Origin of the sequence: Amycolatopsis albidoflavus (assembly GCF_039525725.1) — a bacterium.
GTDB lineage: Bacteria > Actinomycetota > Actinomycetes > Mycobacteriales > Pseudonocardiaceae > Amycolatopsis > Amycolatopsis albidoflava.
Map to the genome: position 1 here is coordinate 186684 of NZ_BAAAHV010000006.1, position 19889 is coordinate 206572.

The following is a 19889-nucleotide window of genomic DNA, read 5'->3' on the forward strand; positions in this document are numbered from 1 at the left end:
CCCGGGCACAAGCCTGGAGGGCATGAGGGATTTGCCTGCTCCGGCGCTGATGCTGGGGAGTGTGTTGAGTGTCCAATTTGGACAAGCAGTGGGGAAGCAGCTGTCCGAAGAGGTTGGCGCGTCTGGAGTCGTGGCGTTGAGGCTTGGGCTGGCCGCGGTTGTTTTGCTGGTTCTGTATCGGCCTTCGGTGCCGCGCGGCTGGGCGGAAAGAGGGGTGATCCTCGGCTTCGGTACGGCGATCGCGGGGATGAATTTGATCTATCCCGCGTTGACGTTCCTGCCATTGGGGTTGGCCAGTGCGTTGCAGTTGTTGGGGCCGATTTCCCTGGCCTTGCTCGCTTCGAGGCGTCTAAGCGACGTCGCCTGCGCGCTTTTGGCCGGAGGGGGCGTGTGGCTGTTCTACACCCCGCACGGCGTCAGTTTTCCGCTCGCGGGCGTGGCTCTCGCGTTGGCGTCTGGGGTGTGCATGGCCGCCTATTTCCTGCTCAGCAAGCGCGCGGGGGCGAGGAGTGCGGGAGGGGGTCCGCTCGCTCTGGCGTTGGCTTGGGCCGCCATCCTTTCGGTGCCGCTCGGGGTAATCGACCAAGGCGCGCGGCTGGTGACGCCGCGGGTGTTGCTGGTCGGTGTGGTGGTGGCCGCGCTATCGGCAGTGTTGCCGTATTCGTTGGAGTTGGCGGCTTTGCGGAGGCTGCCCGCCCGGACGGTCGGGGTGTTGGCCAGTCTGGAGCCGGCGAGTGCGGGGCTCGCTGGAGTGCTGGTGCTCGGGGAGCACTTGCGCGCGGTGCAGTGGGTGGCGCTGGTCTGCGTGGGTCTGGCGAGCGCGGGGGCGGTGGTCGGGCGGAAGGGTGCGCCGGAAAAAGCTACCCAGCGGATCGGTTGACCAGCGCGGAAATGCCTTCGATCAGGCGGTCCAGGCCGAACGCGTACTCGTGGTCGACGCTGTACGGAGCCTGGTGGGTCTGTCCGGCAGCGGTGCCGACCCGATCCGCGACCGGGAAGCGCCTCGGTTCGTAGACCTCGGCCAGCGCGGGGGCGGTCGCGGCCCACCATTGCTGGTCGGTCATTCCGGTCTGCCGCACGATGCGCGCGGCCTCGACCTTGCGGCGCGCCAGGCCTTCCACGTGCGTGGTGACCAGGGTGATCGTCGAGTCCATTTCCACGTCCGCCAGGCCGATGCCGTCGACGACGGCCAGCTCCAGGTCGTACTTCGCGATCGCGTTGGGACCCAGCGTCGGACGGCCGGAGAAGACCTGCAGCAGCCACGGATGCCGCAGGTACATCGCCCAGTTGACGGCGGCGACGCGGCGGAGGCCGTCGCGCCAGTCGTCGGCGTCTATTTCGGACAGTTCGGCTACCGCTTCGCCGTAGACCGCGTCGACCATCGCTTCGACCAGTTCCGCGCGCGACGCGACATAGGTGTACAGCGACATCGTCCCGACGCCCAGCGATTCGGCTACCCGGCGCATCGACAGCGTCGCCAGGTCCTGTTCGGTGTCGGCGACCTCGACCGCCGCGTCGACGATCCGCGCCGGGGTCAGGCCGTGCTTCGGGCCGCGCTTCGGCAGCTGGCGGGTGCCCCACAGCAGCGCGATCGTCGCGGCGGGGTCGCCGTTGGTGCCGTCAGTCGTCACGTGACCAGCATAGGAACTTTACTCCGTAGGACATACGGAGTGTTGTGCTAGCCTTCTTCGTATGGCATACGGAGAAAGCGGGCTGCTGGCGCGTGGAGTGCAGAAGAGGTATGGCGAACGGGCGGCGTTGGACGGGTTTGACCTGCGGGTGGAGCCGGGGACGGTGTGCGGCCTGCTCGGTCCCAACGGCGCGGGCAAGACGACGGCGGTGCGGATCCTGACGACGTTGCTGCGGCCGGACGCCGGCGAGGTGCGAGTGGCCGGTTTCGACGCAGTCGCCGATCCGGACGAGGTGCGGCGGCGGATCGGGCTGGTCGGGCAGAACGCCTCGGTGGACGAGATCCTGACCGGCAGGCAGAACCTCGAACTCTTCGGAAGGCTCGGCGGGTTGCCGTCGCGGGCGGCTCGGGCGCGGGCGACGGAGCTGCTGGAGCGGTTCGGTCTCGCCGAAGCGGCGGGCCGGTCTGTCTCCGGCTACTCCGGCGGCATGCGGCGCAAGCTGGACCTGGCCGCGGGGCTTCTGCTGAACCCGGCGGTGCTCTTCCTGGACGAGCCCACGACCGGACTCGACCCGGCCGCTCGCATCGACGTCTGGGCGGACGTCCGGGCGCTGGCCGGCACCGGCACCACGGTGCTGCTGACCACGCAGTATCTGGAGGAGGCCGACCAGCTCGCCGACCGGATCGCGGTGCTCGACGCGGGACGGGTCGTCGCCGCGGGCACGCCGGACGAGCTGAAGGCGAAGGTCGGTCCGGACCGGGTCGAGACCGTCGTCCGCAAGCCGACGCTCGACGAGGTCTTCCTGCACCTGACCGGCCACGCCCGCACGCCCGAGGAGGGGCGGCAGGCGGCTTCCCGGACAACCTCGCCCGCCGTCTCCGAGGAGGCTCGATGACCATCCCCGCAGCCGCACCCGCGCACGTGTCCTGGCCGACGCACACCGCCGTCCTGACCCGCCGCATCCTGGTGCACTGGAAGCAACGCCCGGTTTCGATCGCGGTCACGCTGCTGTTCCCGGTCCTGATCGTGGTGATGTTCGGCCAGCTTTTCGGTGGTGCGATGGCCATCCGGGACGGCGCGTACATCGACTTCCTCATCCCCGGCATGCTCGCGATGACCATGCTGTTCGGGCTGGAATCCACGGTCCTCGCGGTGACCTCCGACGCCTCGAAGGGCGTCACCGAACGGATCCGGGCGATGCCGGTCAGCGGGCTCGCCGTGCTGACCGGACGTTGTCTCGCCGACCTGATCAGCGCGGTCGCCGGGCTCGTCGTGATGATGGGGGCCGGGCTCGCGCTGGGGTGGCGTCCGCAGCAGATGTCCGTGCTGGGCGCGGTCGGGCTGCTGTTGTGGCTGCGCTTCGCTTTCGTCTGGGTCGGGATCTACCTCGGGCTGCTGCTGAAGACCCCGGAGTCCGCGGTTTCGGTGCAGGTGCTGGTGTGGCCGGTCGGATTCCTGTCCGGCGTTTTCGTTTCCCCGGACACCATGCCTGCCTGGCTCAGCGCGGTCGCGACCTGGAATCCGCTCACCGCAACGGCTTCCGCGGTGCGCGAGCTCTCCGGCAATCCCGCGTGGGCCGCGAATGGCTGGGCGGCGGAGCATTCCGTGCTGCTCGCGATGGCGTGGCCCGCGCTGCTGACCGCGATCTTCCTGCCGCTCGCCACCCGGCGGTACCGCCTGCTCGGGCGATAAAAAACAGCCGGGCGGCAAGGGAAATCCCCTGCCGCCCGGCTGTACCCCGAGAGGAAATTCAGGCGCGCGCCTTCGCGTGCGTCCGTCCGCGCAGGTCGAGTTCGATTTCCTCCAGCGTGCGGCCCTTGGTTTCCGGGACGAGCCATTTCGTGAGGAAGAACAGGACCACGTTGATGCCCGCGAACAGGAACATCGAACCGCCGAGGCCGAGCGCGCCGGGGTCGGAGATGATCGGGAACACGGCGCTGATGATGCCGGTCGCGGCCCACAGCACGACGCTGCTCACGCCCATGCCCGCCGCGCGGACCTTCAGCGGGAACACCTCGGCCATCATCACCCAGACGACCGCGCCCCAGCCCAATTCGTAGCCGACCAGGTAGAGCACCATCGCGACCAGCATCAGGATGCCCTTGGTCGCGGTGTCGTGGACTTCCAGCACGATGAACCCGGCCGCGACGAGGGTCAGCACCATCAGCACGTTGCCGATCAGCAGCAGCGGCTTGCGGCCCCACCGGTCGACCACGAACACGACCCACGCGGTGAACAGGAACTTGGTCACGCCCAGCAGCACGCCGGACAGCAGCGCCGCCTGGGTCGCGAAGCCGAGGCCGATCAGCATCGTCGGGAAGTACGCGTTCACCGCGTTCACACCGCTGAACTGCTGGCCCATCGCGAGCAGCAGGGCCACCACGAGCATCGGCCGCACGGTCGGCGTCAGCAGGTCGCGGAAGCGGGTCTTCGCCGATTCCGAGTCGAGCCGGATCACCTCGCGGATCGTGCCGATCTCCTCGTCGACGTTCACGCCGCCGCCGTGCGAGCTGAGCAGGACCGCGCGGGCCTGTTCCTCCTGGCCGTTCGCGACGAGCCAGCGCGGCGTTTCGGGCAGGAACACCAAGCCCGCCAGCAGGATCACCGCGGGCACGATCGCGCAGGCGAACATCAGCCGCCAGTTGCCCGACGTGCCGAGCCCGTAGCTGACCAGGAACGCGATCAGGATGCCGAGCACGATGAAGATCTGGTTCAGCGCGCCCATCGCCCCGCGCAGCCGCGCCGGGGCGAGTTCCGACAGATACGTCGGGACCGTCGAGGACGACAGGCCGATGCCGACGCCGATCACGAGCCGGGAAATGATCAGCAACGCGAACGTCGGCGAGAAGGTGGCCGCGATCGTGCCGATGATGACGACGACGGCCGCGACCATGATCGTCCGGCGGCGGCCGAGCCTTTCGTTGAGCCGCGAGGAGAAACTCGCGCCGACGATCGCGCCGATCGAAATGCTCGCCGTGATGACGCCCTTGTCCCAACCGGACAGGCCCCAGAGTTTCCCGATGAACGGCAACACCCCGGAAATCACGCCGAGGTCGTAACCGAACAGGATGCCGCCGAGGGCACCGAAGAAGTACAGCGTCGTTCTGCCGATGGGCCGCCGCGCCGCGGCTGTCTGTGTCATTGCCGAGCCGTCTCTTTCCGGGATGGCCGGCCGGTCCTGGTCCGCTGACCGGGAGGCCAGCGCCGTCCGGGCCGGACGAGTGGGGGTCGAGGGACAAGGACTGCCGGACTGGTCCAGCACTGCGGAACGGCTGAACCCGCCGCCGCGCAACGCCTTTCCTCGTCACGTGCCGGCTTGGCCCGCTCCGGTACGAACTTCGCCGTACACAGTCACACGCTGGTCAGCGGCGGGCAAGACGCGGGCTGATAACTATTCAGTCACGTGACTAGCGTTCACATATGTGGACAAGCTAGGCGAGGGTTTGCGCAGGTCAGAGCCGTGGCGGGGGAATCATGGCAGGAGTTTTCGCGAAGGTCGAACTGTGCGGAACCGGGTGCCGCGGACGTCCGTCGTACGGGTCGTCCGGTCGCCGCGGTGGGGGAGATGCGCATGGGAACGGGTTTCGAGGTCGCTCCGGCGGAGGTCGCGACCGCGGCCGGGCGGGCGCATCAGGCGGCGGCGACCGTGCGGGCGGTCGACCTCGCGGGCGCGCTCGCCGGAGTCGGGTTGTCCGGCGGCACGAGCGTGGCCGCGGCGGATCGGTTGTCTGACACCTGGGGGCGGGCCGTTCCGAAGTGGACAGCCGACACCGAGGCCTATGCGGGGAACCTCGACCAGGCCGCGGCCGGCTACCGCGACACCGACCAGAACGCGACCGGCAAGATCGCGGCGGCGGGCCGATGATCACTTGGGGAGACGTCCGGCGCTGGAACCCCGCCGACCTCGCTTCGGCGGTCGACGCGCTCGGCACCCGGGCCGCGCGGCTCACCGGGGCGAACGACGACGCCGACGCCATGACGAAGTTCGGCTCCTGGCAAGGCGACTCGGCGGATGCGGCCAAAACCAAAGGTACCGCGCTGGCAACGGAATTGCGGCAGCTGGCCACTGATGTGTCGGCGGTCCGGCGCGGGGTGCACGACGCGCAGCTGGCGGTCGAGCGGATCAGTTCGGCGGTGCGCGAGGTCGACGATTTCGCCTCGCGCAACGGAATGCGGATCGACGACGGCGGCGGGGTCAGCGGTGAATCCGGGCGACAGGCCGAGATCGCTGACCGGGTCGGCCAGATTCTCCGTGAGGCCACCGGGGTCGACGCGGATCTGACCGTCGTGCTCGACCGCGCGACGAACGGCGAAAGCGGCGGCTCCGGGGTCGTCGCGCTGGCGATGGCGACGAGCAGCCAGCCGAAACCGAACGGCACTCCGGCGGAGAACAAGGCGTGGTGGGACAGCCTGTCCGACTCCGCGCAGTCCTCGATCCTGCGGGACAACCCGGACCTGATCCGCAATCTCGACGGCATTCCGGTTGTCGATCGCGACGCGGCGAATCGCGTTGTGCTGCAACAGGAAATCGACAAGCGGAAGGGCGACGACGCCCAGCTGCGCGGCCTCACCGCGATTCGCGACCGGCTCGCGGCAACCGGTGACGGCAAACCTCCGGCTTTCCTGATCTCCCTTGACGTCAGCGGCGACGGCACCGCGGTGGTCGCGGCCGGAAATCCGGACACCGCGGCGAACGTCGCGACGTATGTTCCTGGAACCGGCAGCGAACTGGCCAAGATCGGCGGCGACCTCGGCCGGTCGGACAAAATGTGGCAGTCCGCGACGATGGCGGGCTCGCCGTCGACGTCGGTGATCACCTGGGTCGGTTATGACGCGCCGAATGAGCTGGTGGACGCCGCCAGCGAGAAATACGCCGACGGCGGCAAGGAACAGCTGTCGAAATTCGAGGACGGCCTGCGCGCGTCGCATGAGGGCGCACCGTCGCACAACACCGTGCTCGGCCACAGCTACGGCACGACGGTGATCGGCCACGCGGCTCGCGACGGCGGGCTCAACGCGGACGATCTGATCTTCGTCGGCAGCCCCGGCGTCGGCGTCGAGCACGCGAACCAGCTGCATCTCGACGGCGTGCCGCAGGACCAGGTCGCCCAGCACGTGCACTCGACGGTCGCGAAACACGACCTCATCAAGATCACCAACATCGGGCTCCCCGGCCACGACCCGCTCGGCCCGAGCCCGGCGGGCGGCGACTTCGGCGGTCAGGTCTTCGAATCGGCGCCGGGCGACAAGGGCCCGTGGTACGAGGGCGGCCTGTCCGGGGCCGCGCACAGCCAATACTGGGAGGACAACAACCCGTCGCTGCGCAGCTTCGGCCGGATCATCGCCGGGTTGCCGGCGTGACGGCGCGCCGCACCGCGCTGGCCTGCCTCGCCGCCCTTCCTCTCGTAGCCTGCTCCCCAGGAGGTGAAGCCATGAATCCCACGATCACCGAAAACGAAGCCCGCGACCGGGTCGAGGACTACGTGCGCGGCGCGTTCTCCGCGCTGCCCGCGCCCGCAGCCAAGGAACTGTTCTCCCGCAACCGTTCCGAATGCACTGACCCGACCGACAACGGTCCGGCGGGGCGCTTCGAGATCTCCGCCACCTACGAGGTGACCGGCCTCGAACCGGACACTTTCAAGGCGCAGTTCGAGGCCGTCGTGAAGTGGTGGCAGGGACACGGCTTCACCGTCCTGACCGACCGGCGGCCCACCGACCAGTACGTCTTCGCGCGCAACGAGCGGGACGGCTTCGACATGTCCTTGCAGGCCAACGAACTCGGCAAGCTCTACCTCGGTGCGACGTCGCCTTGCGTCTGGCCCAAGGGGACTCCGGAAGCTGCGGCCGTCGTCGAGGAGCCTGAGGTGGTAGAGGCTCCGGAACCTTCGGAACCTGAACGGCCCCGACCGCGTCGCGCTCCGGTGGACGACGAGGACTTCGGCCAGACGTCCTGGTCCGACGGAGGCACTGCGTTCTAGAGTGGACCAGCAGGTCCAATCAGGAGGCAGGCGATGACGCTCACGCGCAAGGGCGAGGCCACGCGGCAACGGATCGTGGAAGGCGCGGCCGAGGTGATCCGCGAGCGGGGAGTGCTCGCGACGACGCTGGACGACGTCCGCGCGCAGACCGCGACCAGCAAAAGCCAGCTGTTCCACTACTTCCCGGACGGCAAGGAAGAACTGCTGCTGGCCGTCGCGCGCTGGGAAGCGGACCGGGTGCTGGAGGTGCAACAGCCGTCGCTCGGCACGCTGCGCACCTGGGACGACTTCCGGACGTGGCAGAAGGTGGTGCTCGGGCACTACACCGAGCAGGGCAAGCACTGTCCGTTGAATGTGGTGATGTCGCAGATCGGCCGCAATACGCCGGGCGCGCAGGCGGTGGTGACGCAGTTGATGCAGCGCTGGCTTGGCGAACTGACCGCGGGAATCGAGAACCTGCGGGCGGCGGGGGAGATCCGGCCGGGATTGGACCCGAAACAGGCGGCGTCGGCGCTGCTGGCGGGGGTGCAGGGCGGGGTGTTGATGCTGCTGACCACCGGGGAGGCGGAGCATCTGGAGGCGGCACTCGAAGTGGGGATCGCGGGTTTGCGCGCCTGAAAAATAGGGGTCCCCGAAATAGGGGTAGCTGGCGGAAATGTGCCGGACCGGCGGCGAGTTGGGCCTGGCATGAGTCAAGGACCCGCACCCCGGCAGCTGTCTGACGAAGCCCTCTCGGCCCTGCTCGGCCAGCAGCAGTTCGGCACGCTCGCGACGATCAAACGCAGTGGTCAGCCGCATCTGACGACCATGCTGTACAGCTGGGATCCCGACACCCGGACGGTGCGTTTCTCCACGACTGCCGATCGCAGCAAGGTCGGCCATCTGCGCCGCAACCCGCGGGCGACGGTGCACGTTCAGGGCGGCGACGTGTGGTCGTTCGCTGTTGCCGAGGGACAGGCGGAGGTTTCCGAGGTCACCGAGGTTCCCGGCGACGCGGTGGGGCAGGAGTTGCTCGCGATGCTTCCGGAGGCCGAGCGGCCCGAGGACCCGGAAGCGTTCCTGAAGCAGCAGGTGGAGGAGCGGCGAGTCGTGATCCGGCTCCCGGTCGAGCGGCTCTACGGCACCGCGCTCGACGTCTGAGACCCCGCGACTGCCCCGCGACACGGTGAAGGGTCCCGGTTCCGGAACCCTTCACCGGCTGTTCGTTCAGGCGTTCTTGATCGCGGAGATCTCGAACTCGAGGGTGATCTTGTCCGAGACCAGCACGCCGCCGGTCTCGAGCGCGGCGTTGAACTTCACGTTGTAGTCGCTGCGGTTGATCGAGGTCGAGCCCTCGAAGCCGACGCGGTCGTTGCCGAACGGGTCCTTCGCGGAGCCGCCGAACTCGAACGGGACGGTGACCGACTTGGTGACGTCCTTGATGGTCAGGTCGCCGGTCACGTCGAAGGTGTCCTCGCCGGTCTGCGTGATCCCGGTGGAGGTGAAGGAGATGGTCGGGAACTCGTCGCAGGACAGGAAGTCGTTGTTGCGCAGGTGGCCGTCGCGGTCCGCGTTGCGGGTGTCGACGCTCTTGCTCTGGATGGTGATGGTGGCGCTGGAGTTCGCCGGGTTCTCGCCGTCCAGGGTGAACGAGCCTTCGAACTCGTTGAAGGAGCCGCGGACCTTGGTGACCATGGCGTGGCGGGCGACGAAGCCGATCCGGCTGTGCGAACCGTCGATCGTGTAGGTGCCGGTCAGGTGGGCGTAGGTGGTCGCGCTGGTCATGTGTTCCGTTCCTTCGGTCCTTGGTTGAGTGTTCAACTAGCACTGTAGCCCACAATAACTGATTGCGCGAGCAAGTGTCGGATATACTCCCCCTCTGTGGTGAACAGAATCCCCCTGACCAGCGAAGAGGAGGCAGTGTGGCGTCCGCTGATGCGCGTCGTCACAGTCCTGCCGAGGGCGCTCGACGACCAGTTCGCGCACGACAACGGCGTCTCGCTGACCGATTACACCGTGCTCGTGTCGCTCTCGGAAGCGGCCGAAGGCAGGCTGCGGCTCACCGATCTGGCGGAGTCCACGGCGCTGTCGCTGAGCCGGATCAGCCGGGTCGTGGAGGCGATGGTGCGCCGGGGCCTGGTCCGGAAGGTGAAGTGCCCGCGGGACCGCCGGGCCGCGCACGCGACGCTCACCGAACTCGGACGGGCGAAGCTCGCCGCCGCGTACCCCGGGCACCTCGATCGCGTGCGATCGTTCCTGTTCGACCACCTCTCGCCCGAGGAGGTCCGCGCCGCGGGCCCCATCCTCGCCCGGCTGGCCGCCGCGCTGGAGCCGCCGGAGTGTTCGGCTTGCCCGGACGACTGACCCGCCCCCGACGAAAGGCTTCCGATGCCCGACCAGGGTGAGTTCAAGCGCGACACGAACTACATCTCCGACCGCGTCACCGCCGACGGCCGCGACGGCTGGCCGGTGGAGCCGGACCGCTACCGCCTGGTGATCGCGCGAGCGTGCCCGTGGGCGAACCGCGCGTCGATCGTGCGCAGGCTGCTGGGCCTCGAAGAGGTGCTGTCGATGGGCCTGTGCGGTCCGACGCACGACGAGCGCAGCTGGACCTTCGACCTCGACCCCGGCGGCCGCGACCCGGTGCTCGGCATCGAACGGCTGCAGGAGGCGTTTTTCGCGCGGTACCCGGATTATCCGCGCGGGATCACCGTGCCGTCCATTGTGGACGTCCCGAGTGGACAGATCGTGACCAACGACTTCAAGCAGATGACCGTGGACCTGTCACTGGAGTGGGGCGCCTACCACCGGGACGGCGCGCCGGAGCTGTATCCGGAACGGCTGCGCGACGAGATCGAGGACGTCGCGGAGAAGGTGTTCCGGGACGTCAACAACGGGGTGTACAAGGCGGGTTTCGCGACTTCGCAGGAGGCTTACGAGGAGGCCTACCGCGCGTTGTTCTCCCGGCTGGATTGGCTTTCCGGGCGGCTGTCCGGCCAGCGGTATCTGGTGGGGGACACGATCACTGAGGCGGACGTGCGGCTGTTCACGACGCTGGTCCGGTTCGACGCGGTGTACCACGGGCATTTCAAGTGCAACCGGCAGAAGCTCACGGAGATGCCGGTGCTGTGGGCGTACGCGCGGGATCTGTTCCAGACGCCCGGGTTCGGGGACACGATCGATTTCGGGCAGATCAAGGAGCATTACTACGTGGTGCACCGGAATGTGAACCCGACTGGGGTCGTGCCGCTGGGGCCGGATCTCGCGGGGTGGCTTACGCCGCACGGGCGGGAGGAACTGGGCGGGCGTCCGTTCGGGGACGGGACGCCTCCTGGGCCGCCGCCGGTGGGGGAGCGGGTTCCTTCGTTGGGCTCGTGAGTGTTTGTGCCGGTTAGCGCGGACACCCGGGCTGGCTGCTTGCGGTAGCGAGCGCCCCAATGAGGTTTCTCAGTGGTGCGGTGTGTGGCGGCATCACGCGTCAGGGCAGCCGCGCGATGCGAGAACCCCGCGCAAACCGGGGTCTCCTCGCAGGGCCGCGCGGTGGCCTGCGGCGCGGGGCCGCTGGCAGCTGCGGCGATGCGGCCGACCCACGCCACGCCGCTCCCCGCTCACGTCCTTCACGGACCTCCCCAAGGCCCACTACCGAGAAAACCCCAATGTGGCATTGGGTGCATGCGACGCACCCAATGTGGCGTTCGGTGCGTTCAGCGCACCCAACGCCACATTGGGGCGCAAGACCGCGCACACCCCGAACCCGCAGAGCACCGCCCTAGGCCGCAGCGTCGAGAAGGATTCGCAGCAGCTCTTCGGGAGCGTCGCGCATCACGTCGTGCTTGCTCTCCAGCGCGTGGACATTCCACTGTGGATCGTCGCCGAGCCGCCGGTAAGTCGGCTCGAAGGGCGATCCGCCGTCCCAAATCCGCGCGTACACATAGTCCCGGCGGCGGAATCGGCTCAGGTCGGCGTCCAGTCGGATCGACTGGAGCAGCGACGCCAGCGGGTGCGCCGAAGCGCGCGGGTCGAAGAACGGCAGCGGCGGCACGGCGTACCCGGTCTCGCCGACGCTCAGGTACCACTCGCGCTGCCGGTCATCGGTCAAACTCCAGCAGGAGTCGCCGTTTTCCGGGACGAAAGCGTCGAGGTACACCAGTGAATCGACCAGTTCCGGCACCCGGTCGGCGGCGCCGGTGATGACCATCCCGCCGTAGCTGTGGCCGACCAGCACCGCGCGTTCGACCTGTTCGGCCTGCAGCATGCGCACGACGTCCTCGATGTGGGTGTCGAGGTTGACCCCGCCGTTCAGCAGGTGCTGCCGTTCGCTGAGGCCGGTGAGCGTCAGCGGGAGCACGCGGTGGCCGCGGTCGCGCAGCTGGCCGGCGAGTCGGTCGAAGCACCAGCCGCCGTGGCAGGCGCCGGGGACGAGGACGTAGGTGGTCATGGGCGCAACGCTAGAAGGGGTGCGGCGAGAAGTCCAAGAGCTGGTTGTTCCGTGATCCAGAAGGGTTGGTTATGCCCGGCCGGGCAGCGGGAGGTCGTGCGCCTTGCGGAAGTCGTTCAGGGCGGCCCACGCGAGGTGCGGGTCTAACGCGAGCCGCCGCCGGGCGATGGCCAGCTCGTGCAGGGCCGGCGTGAGGCGGGACTTGGTGAGGGCGTCGGTGAACATGTCCAGGACAGTGGCGCAGAAGAGGACGAACGCGCTGCTGTGCAGACGGAGCCGGTTGACCGCGTCGGCCAAGTCGGGCGTTGCGCCTTCATATAACGAGGCGGCAAGTTCGGCGAGCTCGACTGCTTCGCGGGTGTCGGGGATGCGGAGCAGTTTCGGCCACAGCTCCGCCAGTTCGGGTGTCTGCGGGAGCCCACGAGCTTGCGCGGTGAAGCCGCTCGACTTGGCCGCCAGGTCGGTGCGGACGAGGATGCCGGTGACGGTCGACAGCGATGGCTCGTAGTGTTCGGTCGTCACGTCCACCATGTCGATCGTGGTGCGGCGCAGGTCGCGCGGCAGGCCGCCGGAGAGGCAGTGGCCGAGGTAGCAGAACTGCTCCGGGACGCCGGGCAGCCGTTGCGCGATCCACAGCCTGCTTTCGTCGAGGGTGAACGATTCCAGGCGCACCACCTCGGAAAACGCGCTGTCGAACGCGTCGCGCACGGCGAGGCCGCGTTGTTCGAAGCTGAGCACCGCGTCGTCGGACACCGCCACGAAATACAGGCAGCCGGGCACGCCGAAGATGCCCTTGATGTCGTTCACCAGCTGCTGGGCCTTGTCCTGCTCGCCGATCTTGTCCAGCTCGTCGATGGCGACCACGACCCGGTCGGTGATCCCTTCCGCGCGCAACGACTCGGCGGTCAGCTGGGCGAACGCGCGGAACTCATCCACGACTTCCGGATGGGTCAGCTGCTGTTCAGCCCGCTGCGTGGTCCGGGTGCGGCCCAGTTCGCCGCCCGCCGGCACGGCGAGTTTGCCCGACCAGCCGGTGGTGTAGGTCAGCAGATACTGGATCCGGAGCAGCTGGCGGCGCGCTTCGGCTTGCAGCGCGCGGGGTCCGGCTGACGACTTCCGTCGCAGGAGGAGTACCAGTGCGCCGACTGTTGCCGTGAGGAGTTTCGCTACCCAACGGAGCGTGAGGACGGCGACTGCGGCCAGTGCGATCCGGTTGGGTACCGGCTGCTCTGTCCATAACGGACCAAGCAGATTCGGGAACTGGAGCCGGGTAAGGTTTTTCCACAGTTCGGTGGGGAAGTCGCCGTTCCACAGCACGCTGCCGATCGCCCAGCCGAGCGCGGCCGACAGGACGAGGTCGATCGACCCGCGCAGGACCCGGCGGGCCCACCATCGCCAGCCGGTTCCCGGTCCCAGCACCTGCCGGATCCGGGCGAGGACGGCTTGGCACAGCAGTTTGTGCAGGTGCAGCACGAAATCGCGGGCGTCGTAAGTGGCGGGCGCGGAGGCGACCACGACCAGCGGCGCCGGGTTTTCGCTGCCGTGCAACAGACCTCGTTGCATGGAACGGATCGCGGTGGTCTTGCCGGACCCGCGTTGCCCGCCGAGCGCGACCGCGCCGGAGCCGGCGCGTTCGAGGACGCGCCGGAGCCGTTTCGCCGCCGCCGTCGGCACGATCCGGCTGCTGTCCTCCTCGCCGAGGTCGTATTGCTGGTCGAAAACCAGTGTCGTGCCGAAATGCAGCCGCCGATGCGCGGAAATGACGTCGCGGACCTCGGGCAGCACGATCTCGCGCGCGGCGAACGAACGACGCGGTCCGAGACCGAATTGCTCCTCGTGGAACTGCATGGATTCCGGGTTGATCCACTCGCGCAACGAGGTGACCTTGCGGACCGCGAGCGCGCCGGTGGCGAACAGGACACACGGCATCATCAGCCCGGCGAAGATCCGGAGGAACAGGGGAAGCTGGCTCCACGCCGCGCTCATCAGGCTGAGGTAGGCGAGCCCGAGCAGCACCGCGACGATCAGCCAGACCACCTCGCGCGGCGACACCGCGCGGTTTCGCGGACGGAAACCGCGGTCGCCTTCGGCCATGACCTGGTCCTGCAGCGTCCGGATCTTCGCGAGGAGGGTCTCGTTCGCGAACAGTTCTTCGCGCACGATTTCGGTCCGCAGCGATTCGCGGGCGAGGAGCTGGATGACCGCGGGCGAGCCGAGCGTTTCGTCGATGAGGGAGGCGAGCGCGGCTTGTGCGGTCCAGGAATCGAAGTCCGCGAGGTCTTCCTCCCCGATGGAGTGCGGGTCGCTCCGCTCGCCGGTCACCGGCGGATGATGCCATATCGAACGCCGCGGACAGGGCGGTTCCGCTGACTGTTAGCGGGAAGCGACCTCCAGCAGCCGCAGCGCGTCCCGGGAAGCGGCGTCGCGCGGGGTGTAAGCCTCCAGCTGGTGGTCGGGGCTGTCGGGCTGGAGCCAGACCTGGTAGTCGATGTTCACGTGGCCGAGCGTCGGGTGGCGCAGGTCCATCGGGCCGCTCGTGCAGTCCACCACGTCGCCGGTCGCCCACAGCGCGGCGAATTCCGGGCTGCCCATGGCGAGTTCGCCGATCAGCTCCGCGAGCCGGGCGTCGGTCGGGTGCTTGCCGGACATCAGGCGCAGGTAGCCGACGTGGGTGCGGGCCATCTCCGCCCAGTTGCGGTACCGGTCGCGGTGCAGCGGGTCGAGGAAGAACATCCGCGGGATCGACGGGCGGGTCTCGGGCGAGTCCGGTGCGGCGTAGTCGAGATGTTCGGCGTGCAGGAGGTGGCCGGTGCGGTTCCAGCCGAGCACGTCGCCGCGGCGGCCGAGGACGATCGCGGGGACGCTGTCGCTCAGCGCGTGCAGCAGGGTCGCGACGTGCGGGTCCAGCGTTTCCGGCGCGGGCCGCACCAGCCGGGGGACTCCGCAGCGCCGCGCGAGGTTGTGCAGGTGGCTCGACTCGGTCTCGTCGAGGTTGAGCACCCGTGCGAGCGCGTCGAGGACCTGCGGCGACGCGGTGCCGGACTGGTCCTGCTCCAGCCGCGTGTAGTAGCCGGCGCTGACGCCCGCGAGCTGGGCGAGTTCCTCCCGGCGCAGACCGGGAACCCGGCGGAGCGTGCCGTACGTCCGCATCCCGGCGGCGTCCGGCGTCACGCGGTCGCGGCGGGTCTTGAGGAACACGCCGAGGGTTTCGGTCTGCATGGTCTCGATCGTAGGCAACCCGGCAGACCAGTGCCTGCACCTGCGAGGGGTACTCATCGCCGGTGCTGGCCGAGCGCGGCCGGGGGTTCCGAGGATCGGGGGCATGACGGAAACTCGCCGCGCCTGGCTGGGACTGCTCGTGGTGCTCGGACCGGTCCTGCTGGTCTCGATGGACGGCTCGATCCTGTTCCTGACCATGCCGACCATCACCCGCGCCCTCGCCCCGACCGCCGAGCAGGCCCTGTGGATCCTCGACAGCTACGGGTTCGCGGTCGGCTCGCTGCTCATCGCGTTCGGCAGCCTCGGCGACCGGTACGGGCGGCGCAAACTGCTGATGATCGGCGTCGCGGTTTTCGGGGCGGGTTCCGCTGGTGCCGCGTTCGCGCCGACGCCGGAATGGCTCATCGGCTGTCGTGTGCTGATGGGGCTTGGCGGTGCGACGCTGTTGCCCTCGGGGCTCGCGGTGCTCAGCGAATTGTTTCCCGAGCCGCGGCGCCGGGCCAGGGCGATCGGGATCTTCGCCGCGACGTTCGCCGCGGGGTTCGCGATCGGCCCGATTCTCGGCGGGCTGCTGCTCAGCCGATTCGGCTGGGGGTCGGTGTTCCTGGTTAATCTGCCGGTCGTCGCGGTGTTCCTCGCGGCCGCGCCGGTGGTGCTCCGGGAGGCCAGGACGACCCGGCCGGGCAAGGTCGATCTGCTCAGCATCGCCTTGTCCGCGGGCGGATTGCTGCTGGCGGTCTACGCGGTCAAGGAATTCGCCGCCTACGGTCCTTCTTGGCCGGTGGCGTTCGCGGGCGTCGCCGGGGCCGGGGTGCTGACGTGGTTCGTGCTGCGGCAGCGGACGTTGGAGTATCCGCTCCTCGACGTGAGCCTGTTCCGCGAGAAGGTGTTCACCGTCGCCGTGATCACCGGGGTGCTGTCCCTGTTCGCGTGGTCGGCGGCGGCGTATCTGACCGGGGTGTACCTCCAGTCGGTGCTGGGATTGTCCGTGCTCCACGCGGCGCTGCTCGCGCTGCCGGGCGCGGTCGCCCTGACCGCGACGTGCGTCCTCACCCCGGCGCTCGCGGCGCGGATCGGGAGCCGGGCGGCGTTGGTGACCTGCCATTTCGCGATCGCGCTGGGGCTGGGGTTGCTGCTGGCGACCACCGTCACCGGCGGGGCCGGATGGTTCGTCGCCTCGACGGTGGTCGCCGGTTTCGGCTACGGGATCTCGTTCTCGCTCGTCGCGGACACTGCGGTCGGCGCGGTCCCGGCTGATCGGGCCGGTTCGGCGGGAGCGATCAGCGAGACGGCCAATGAGATCGGCCATGCGCTGGGGATCGCGTTGCTGGGTTCGGTGGCGGCGTTCGTCTTTCGGTTGCTGGCGCCGGAAGGGGCGGCAGCTGAAAAGGAGGCTGTGGTGAGTGGGTTGCATGTCGCGATGGGTGTTGCGGCGGTGCTTTGTGCGGGGCTGGGAGTGCTTGCGTTGCAGTGGCTTCCCGAATCAGTTGAGGACGTCGAAAGCGAGGGCGATCGGATCGTCGACTGTGCCTGATGGTTCGGCCTGAACGGCGGCTTCGAGAACGGTCGCGTCAGGAAGAGCCAGATGCGGACCACCGAGGAGGCCGTGTGCGGCGGCCAAGAGATCAGCGGCGGCGACTGGGCGGTTGACGCGCAGGGCGTGGTCGGCGACGCCCAGGAGGACGATCGCCAGATACAGCACCTCGCCTGCTTCCGCGGCCAAGGCGAGGGCTTCGCGGCGGCGGTCCCGGGCCGCGGAGAGGTCGCCGGTCTGCGCGTCCAGATAGGCGTGCGAATGCTGGATCATCGCGCGGAACAACGGATGCGGCTCGGATTCGCTCAACAGGGCTTCGGCGCGGTTCAACTCCGACCGAGCTTCCTCCGGATCACCGCGCCAGCGGGCCAGCTCCGCTTTCGTCTGGGCCAGGAACGCGAGCGAATCAGGGAACGGCACACTCCGCGCGTCGCGCTCGGCGGCGATTACCGCGGCCGCCGCCGCTGCCTCGTCGCCGAGTTGCCAGAACAGGTGTGCTTGCCGTCCGCGGGCGAACAGGACGTCCTCGGCCGAACCGATTTCCGACACGACTTGGATCGATTCCTCGTAGCACGCGACGGCTTCCTCCAGCTCGCCGCGGCGGGCGACGACGTCGGCCAGGCTGTTCAGCGCCAGCGACATTCCCCAGCGCTCCCCGCACCGCCGGAACAGCCGGACGGCCTCGCGGACGTCGGCTTCCTGCGCGGCCGAATCGTGCCGGAGGTTCAGCTGCGACCGCGCCCGGTGCAGCCGGGCATGCGCGCGCAGCCACGGGTCGTCGTCGGCCAGCAGCTCGTCCAATGTGGACTCGACAGTGCCGCTGTCCGCGGTGCGCGTGAACACCGGGATGATGGACCGCAGCAAGGAATTCTTGCTGTCGCGGCTGAGTTCGAGTGCTTTGCGGCCCAACTCGTCGGCGGAGGTTTCGGTGCTCATCCCGATGGTCAGCAACAACGCGGCCATCGCGTATCCCATCGCGCGCAGTTCGCGATCCGCGTCGCCGGGCAACGCCAGCGCCGCCTCGATCAGTTCCTGCGCCTCGGTTTTGTGTCCGGTCAGCATCCAGAACCACGCGCACGACGTCGCCAGCCGCAACGACGTCGAGGCTTCGCGAGCGGCGATGGCGCCGCGCGCCGCCGAGATCAGGTTGCCGTGCTCGGCGGCGAAGCGGGCCAGCCATTCGATTTGCTCGGCGCGGCGCAGGTATTTGTCGCCGGTTTCGGCGAAGCGGGCGAACCACTCGGCATGCGCCTGCCGCAGTTCCGAGCGTTCGTCGGCCAGATCGAGCTGCTCCAAGCCGTACGCTTTGATCGTCTCGAGCATCCGGTAGCGCGGCTCGGCGTCCTCGGAAACGGTCAGTAGCGATTTGTCGACTAATGCGCTGAGCAGCTCGGACGTGCCGCCGCAGACCGCTTCCGCGGCGTCGGCGGTCGCCCCGCCGGAGAACACCGACAACCGGCGCAGCAGCTGTCGTTCGTCCGGTTCCAGCAGGTCCCAGCTCCAGTCGACCACCGCGCGCAGCGTGCGATGCCGCGGCAACGCGGTCCGGCTGCCCGCGGTGAGCAGGCGGAACCGGTCGTCGAGGCGGGCGGCCAGCTGCGACACGGTCAGCGACCGGAGCCGGGCCGCGGCGAGCTCCACCGCGAGGGGCATTCCGTCGAGCGCCCGGCAGATCCGCACCACTTCGTCCACAGTGGACTCGTCGACGGTGAATCCCGGCCGCACGGCGGCGGCGCGATCGGCCAGCAGCCGCACCGAGGCGCACGACATCGCTTCGACGGGTGTCGCGTTTTCCGCAGGCAATGTCAGCGGTTCGACCGGCCAGAGCGCTTCGCCAGTGACTGCCAGCGGTTCCCGGCTGGTCGCGAGAATGCGCAGCCGCGGGCATTCGCCGAGCAAGTGTTCGGCCAGTTCCGCGGCGGCTTCGATGACGTGCTCGCAATTGTCGAGCACCAGCACCGCGTCCCGGTCGCGCAGCGCCCTTGCCGCCCGCTCGCGCGGAGTGCCGATGGCGAGCGTTCCGGAGTACATCTGTTCGCGCAGGCCCAGCGCGTCTAGTACGGCCTGCGGGACGTCCGCGCCGTCGGCGAGCGGGGCCAGTTCGGCGAACCACACGCCGCCGCGTTCGGACAGCAGATGTCGTCCGGTTTCCGTGGCCAGCCGGGTTTTTCCGGCTCCACCCGGCCCGGTCAGCGTGGTCAGCCGGTACTCGCCGACCAGTTTCGCCACGCGCGTGACCTCGGTGGTCCGGCCGACGAAACTGGTCAGCCCGGCTCGCAGGTTCGTGCGCGCCTCGTCCTCGTCGGCCACCGTTTCGCGGAGGATTCTGGTGTGTGCGGCGGACAATTCGGGTGCCGGGTCAGCGCCGAGCTCATCCGCCAGCGCCATCCGGATCCGCGCGAACACCTGCAACGCTTCGGCCGGGCGTCCGGCGGCTTGCAGCGAGAGCATCAACGCCGCGGTCAGCCGTTCGCGCAGCGGATGTTCGGCCACCAGTCTCGACAGCTCTTCGACGAGATCCGCGCCGTGCCCCAGCCGGAGGACGGCCTCGGCGAACTCCTCGGTGGCGGAAAGCCGCAGCTCATTGAGCCGCACGATGTGGCCCTGGAAGAACTGCGCGTCGGAGACATCGCCGAGCGCCGGGCCGCGCCACAGGTTGAGCGCCTCGCGCAGCAGCACGACGCGCTTCTCGTCCGGAGCCGTCCTGGCCGCGGTGACCAGCTCCTCGAACCGCGCCGCGTCCACGGTCGCCTCGGGCAGCCGGTAGCCGGACGGCGTGGAATCGAGCCGTGTCCCGGCCCGGCGGAGCCGCGAGACGAGCGCTTGCAACGCGTTGGCCGTGGCCGGCGGACGCGTCCCCCAGACGGCGTCGACCAGCCGCCCGGCCGAGACGACCCGGCCGGGCTCCAGGGCGAGGGCGCTCAGCAGCGTCCGCAATCGGGCACCGGCGATCTCGACTGCGGCACCGTCGTCGTTCCGGACCTCCAGCGGGCCCAGCAAGCCGATCCGCACCTCGTCGATGATGCCGCGCCGGCCACCGCCGCGTCCTCCGGGATCTCCCCGATATCCAGGAGATCTCGGAGAGTAAATGGAGTCGACACCGAGTTTGA

The 19889-nt window shown here is 69.0% G+C and carries 18 protein-coding genes; 11 read left to right on the forward strand and 7 right to left on the reverse strand.

Going from position 1 to position 19889, the window contains the following annotated elements:
* Positions 1-22: 22 nt before the first annotated feature.
* Entirely contained in the window at positions 23-880 is an 858-nt protein-coding gene (locus ABD156_RS09210) for an EamA family transporter (protein WP_344269130.1), read from the forward strand.
* On the opposite strand, the gene ABD156_RS09215 is transcribed toward ABD156_RS09210, so the two are convergent.
* Complete coding sequence (locus tag ABD156_RS09215) at positions 861-1631, reverse strand: TetR/AcrR family transcriptional regulator (RefSeq protein ID WP_344269133.1); 771 nt, start codon at positions 1629-1631, stop codon at positions 861-863. The genes ABD156_RS09210 and ABD156_RS09215 overlap by 20 nt on opposite strands.
* 61 nt (positions 1632-1692) lie before the next feature.
* Between ABD156_RS09215 and ABD156_RS09220 the strand changes: the two genes are divergently transcribed.
* Both ABD156_RS09220 and ABD156_RS09225 read left to right on the forward strand, forming a co-directional pair.
* Positions 1693-2526, forward strand: a complete 834-nt coding sequence (locus tag ABD156_RS09220; RefSeq protein WP_344269138.1) for an ABC transporter ATP-binding protein — start codon at positions 1693-1695, stop codon at positions 2524-2526.
* The gene (locus tag ABD156_RS09225) at positions 2523-3323 is read left to right on the forward strand and encodes an ABC transporter permease (RefSeq protein WP_344269140.1); all 801 of its coding nucleotides are present in this window, start codon (positions 2523-2525) and stop codon (positions 3321-3323) included. The genes ABD156_RS09220 and ABD156_RS09225 overlap by 4 nt, the downstream gene beginning before the upstream one ends.
* 58 nt (positions 3324-3381) lie before the next feature.
* Here the strand turns inward: ABD156_RS09225 and ABD156_RS09230 are convergent, their stop codons facing one another.
* Positions 3382-4773 (reverse strand): sugar porter family MFS transporter, encoded by a 1392-nt coding sequence (locus ABD156_RS09230; protein ID WP_344269143.1) that lies wholly within the window; start codon positions 4771-4773, stop codon positions 3382-3384.
* 429 nt (positions 4774-5202) lie between these two features.
* On the opposite strand from ABD156_RS09230, the gene ABD156_RS09235 reads away from it, so the two are divergent.
* From ABD156_RS09235 to ABD156_RS09255, 5 genes are all read left to right on the forward strand, one after another.
* Positions 5203-5496, forward strand: coding sequence for a hypothetical protein (locus tag ABD156_RS09235; protein ID WP_344269145.1), 294 nt, complete (start codon positions 5203-5205; stop codon positions 5494-5496).
* Positions 5493-6992, forward strand: a complete 1500-nt coding sequence (locus ABD156_RS09240) for an alpha/beta hydrolase (protein WP_344269148.1) — start codon at positions 5493-5495, stop codon at positions 6990-6992. The genes ABD156_RS09235 and ABD156_RS09240 overlap by 4 nt, the downstream gene beginning before the upstream one ends.
* A gap of 71 nt (positions 6993-7063) precedes the next feature.
* A complete protein-coding gene (locus tag ABD156_RS09245; RefSeq protein ID WP_344269152.1) occupies positions 7064-7609 on the forward strand; it encodes a hypothetical protein in 546 nt (181 codons plus the stop codon).
* Between the two features lie 33 nt (positions 7610-7642).
* Positions 7643-8227, forward strand: coding sequence for a TetR/AcrR family transcriptional regulator (locus ABD156_RS09250; RefSeq protein ID WP_344269154.1), 585 nt, complete (start codon positions 7643-7645; stop codon positions 8225-8227).
* Positions 8228-8296: 69 nt separating this feature from the next.
* Positions 8297-8749 carry a pyridoxamine 5'-phosphate oxidase family protein gene (locus tag ABD156_RS09255; protein ID WP_344269156.1) on the forward strand — a complete coding sequence of 151 codons (453 nt, stop codon included), beginning with the start codon at positions 8297-8299 and terminating at the stop codon, positions 8747-8749.
* Between the two features lie 66 nt (positions 8750-8815).
* Here ABD156_RS09255 and ABD156_RS09260 read toward each other — a convergent pair whose 3' ends face one another.
* On the reverse strand, positions 8816-9373 hold the full coding sequence (locus tag ABD156_RS09260; protein ID WP_344269159.1) for a YceI family protein: 558 nt from the start codon (positions 9371-9373) through the stop codon (positions 8816-8818).
* Positions 9374-9472: 99 nt separating this feature from the next.
* Between ABD156_RS09260 and ABD156_RS09265 the strand changes: the two genes are divergently transcribed.
* Both ABD156_RS09265 and ABD156_RS09270 read left to right on the forward strand, forming a co-directional pair.
* Positions 9473-9952: a MarR family winged helix-turn-helix transcriptional regulator gene (locus ABD156_RS09265; RefSeq protein ID WP_344269161.1), complete on the forward strand. Its 480-nt coding sequence runs from the start codon at positions 9473-9475 to the stop codon at positions 9950-9952.
* 24 nt (positions 9953-9976) lie between these two features.
* Positions 9977-10966: a glutathione S-transferase family protein gene (locus ABD156_RS09270; protein ID WP_344269164.1), complete on the forward strand. Its 990-nt coding sequence runs from the start codon at positions 9977-9979 to the stop codon at positions 10964-10966.
* A 391-nt stretch (positions 10967-11357) separates the two neighbouring features.
* On the opposite strand, the gene ABD156_RS09275 is transcribed toward ABD156_RS09270, so the two are convergent.
* From ABD156_RS09275 to ABD156_RS09285, 3 genes are all read right to left on the reverse strand, one after another.
* On the reverse strand, positions 11358-12026 hold the full coding sequence (locus ABD156_RS09275) for an alpha/beta fold hydrolase (RefSeq protein WP_344269167.1): 669 nt from the start codon (positions 12024-12026) through the stop codon (positions 11358-11360).
* Positions 12027-12095: 69 nt separating this feature from the next.
* Positions 12096-14348, reverse strand: coding sequence for a hypothetical protein (locus ABD156_RS09280; protein WP_344269170.1), 2253 nt, complete (start codon positions 14346-14348; stop codon positions 12096-12098).
* A gap of 51 nt (positions 14349-14399) precedes the next feature.
* The gene (locus tag ABD156_RS09285) at positions 14400-15245 is read right to left on the reverse strand and encodes a helix-turn-helix domain-containing protein (protein WP_344269174.1); all 846 of its coding nucleotides are present in this window, start codon (positions 15243-15245) and stop codon (positions 14400-14402) included.
* Between the two features lie 103 nt (positions 15246-15348).
* On the opposite strand from ABD156_RS09285, the gene ABD156_RS09290 reads away from it, so the two are divergent.
* Positions 15349-16779 (forward strand): MFS transporter, encoded by a 1431-nt coding sequence (locus tag ABD156_RS09290; RefSeq protein ID WP_344269177.1) that lies wholly within the window; start codon positions 15349-15351, stop codon positions 16777-16779.
* Here ABD156_RS09290 and ABD156_RS09295 read toward each other — a convergent pair.
* Positions 16729-19791, reverse strand: a complete 3063-nt coding sequence (locus ABD156_RS09295; RefSeq protein ID WP_344269180.1) for an AfsR/SARP family transcriptional regulator — start codon at positions 19789-19791, stop codon at positions 16729-16731. The genes ABD156_RS09290 and ABD156_RS09295 overlap by 51 nt on opposite strands.
* Positions 19792-19889 lie beyond the last annotated feature (98 nt).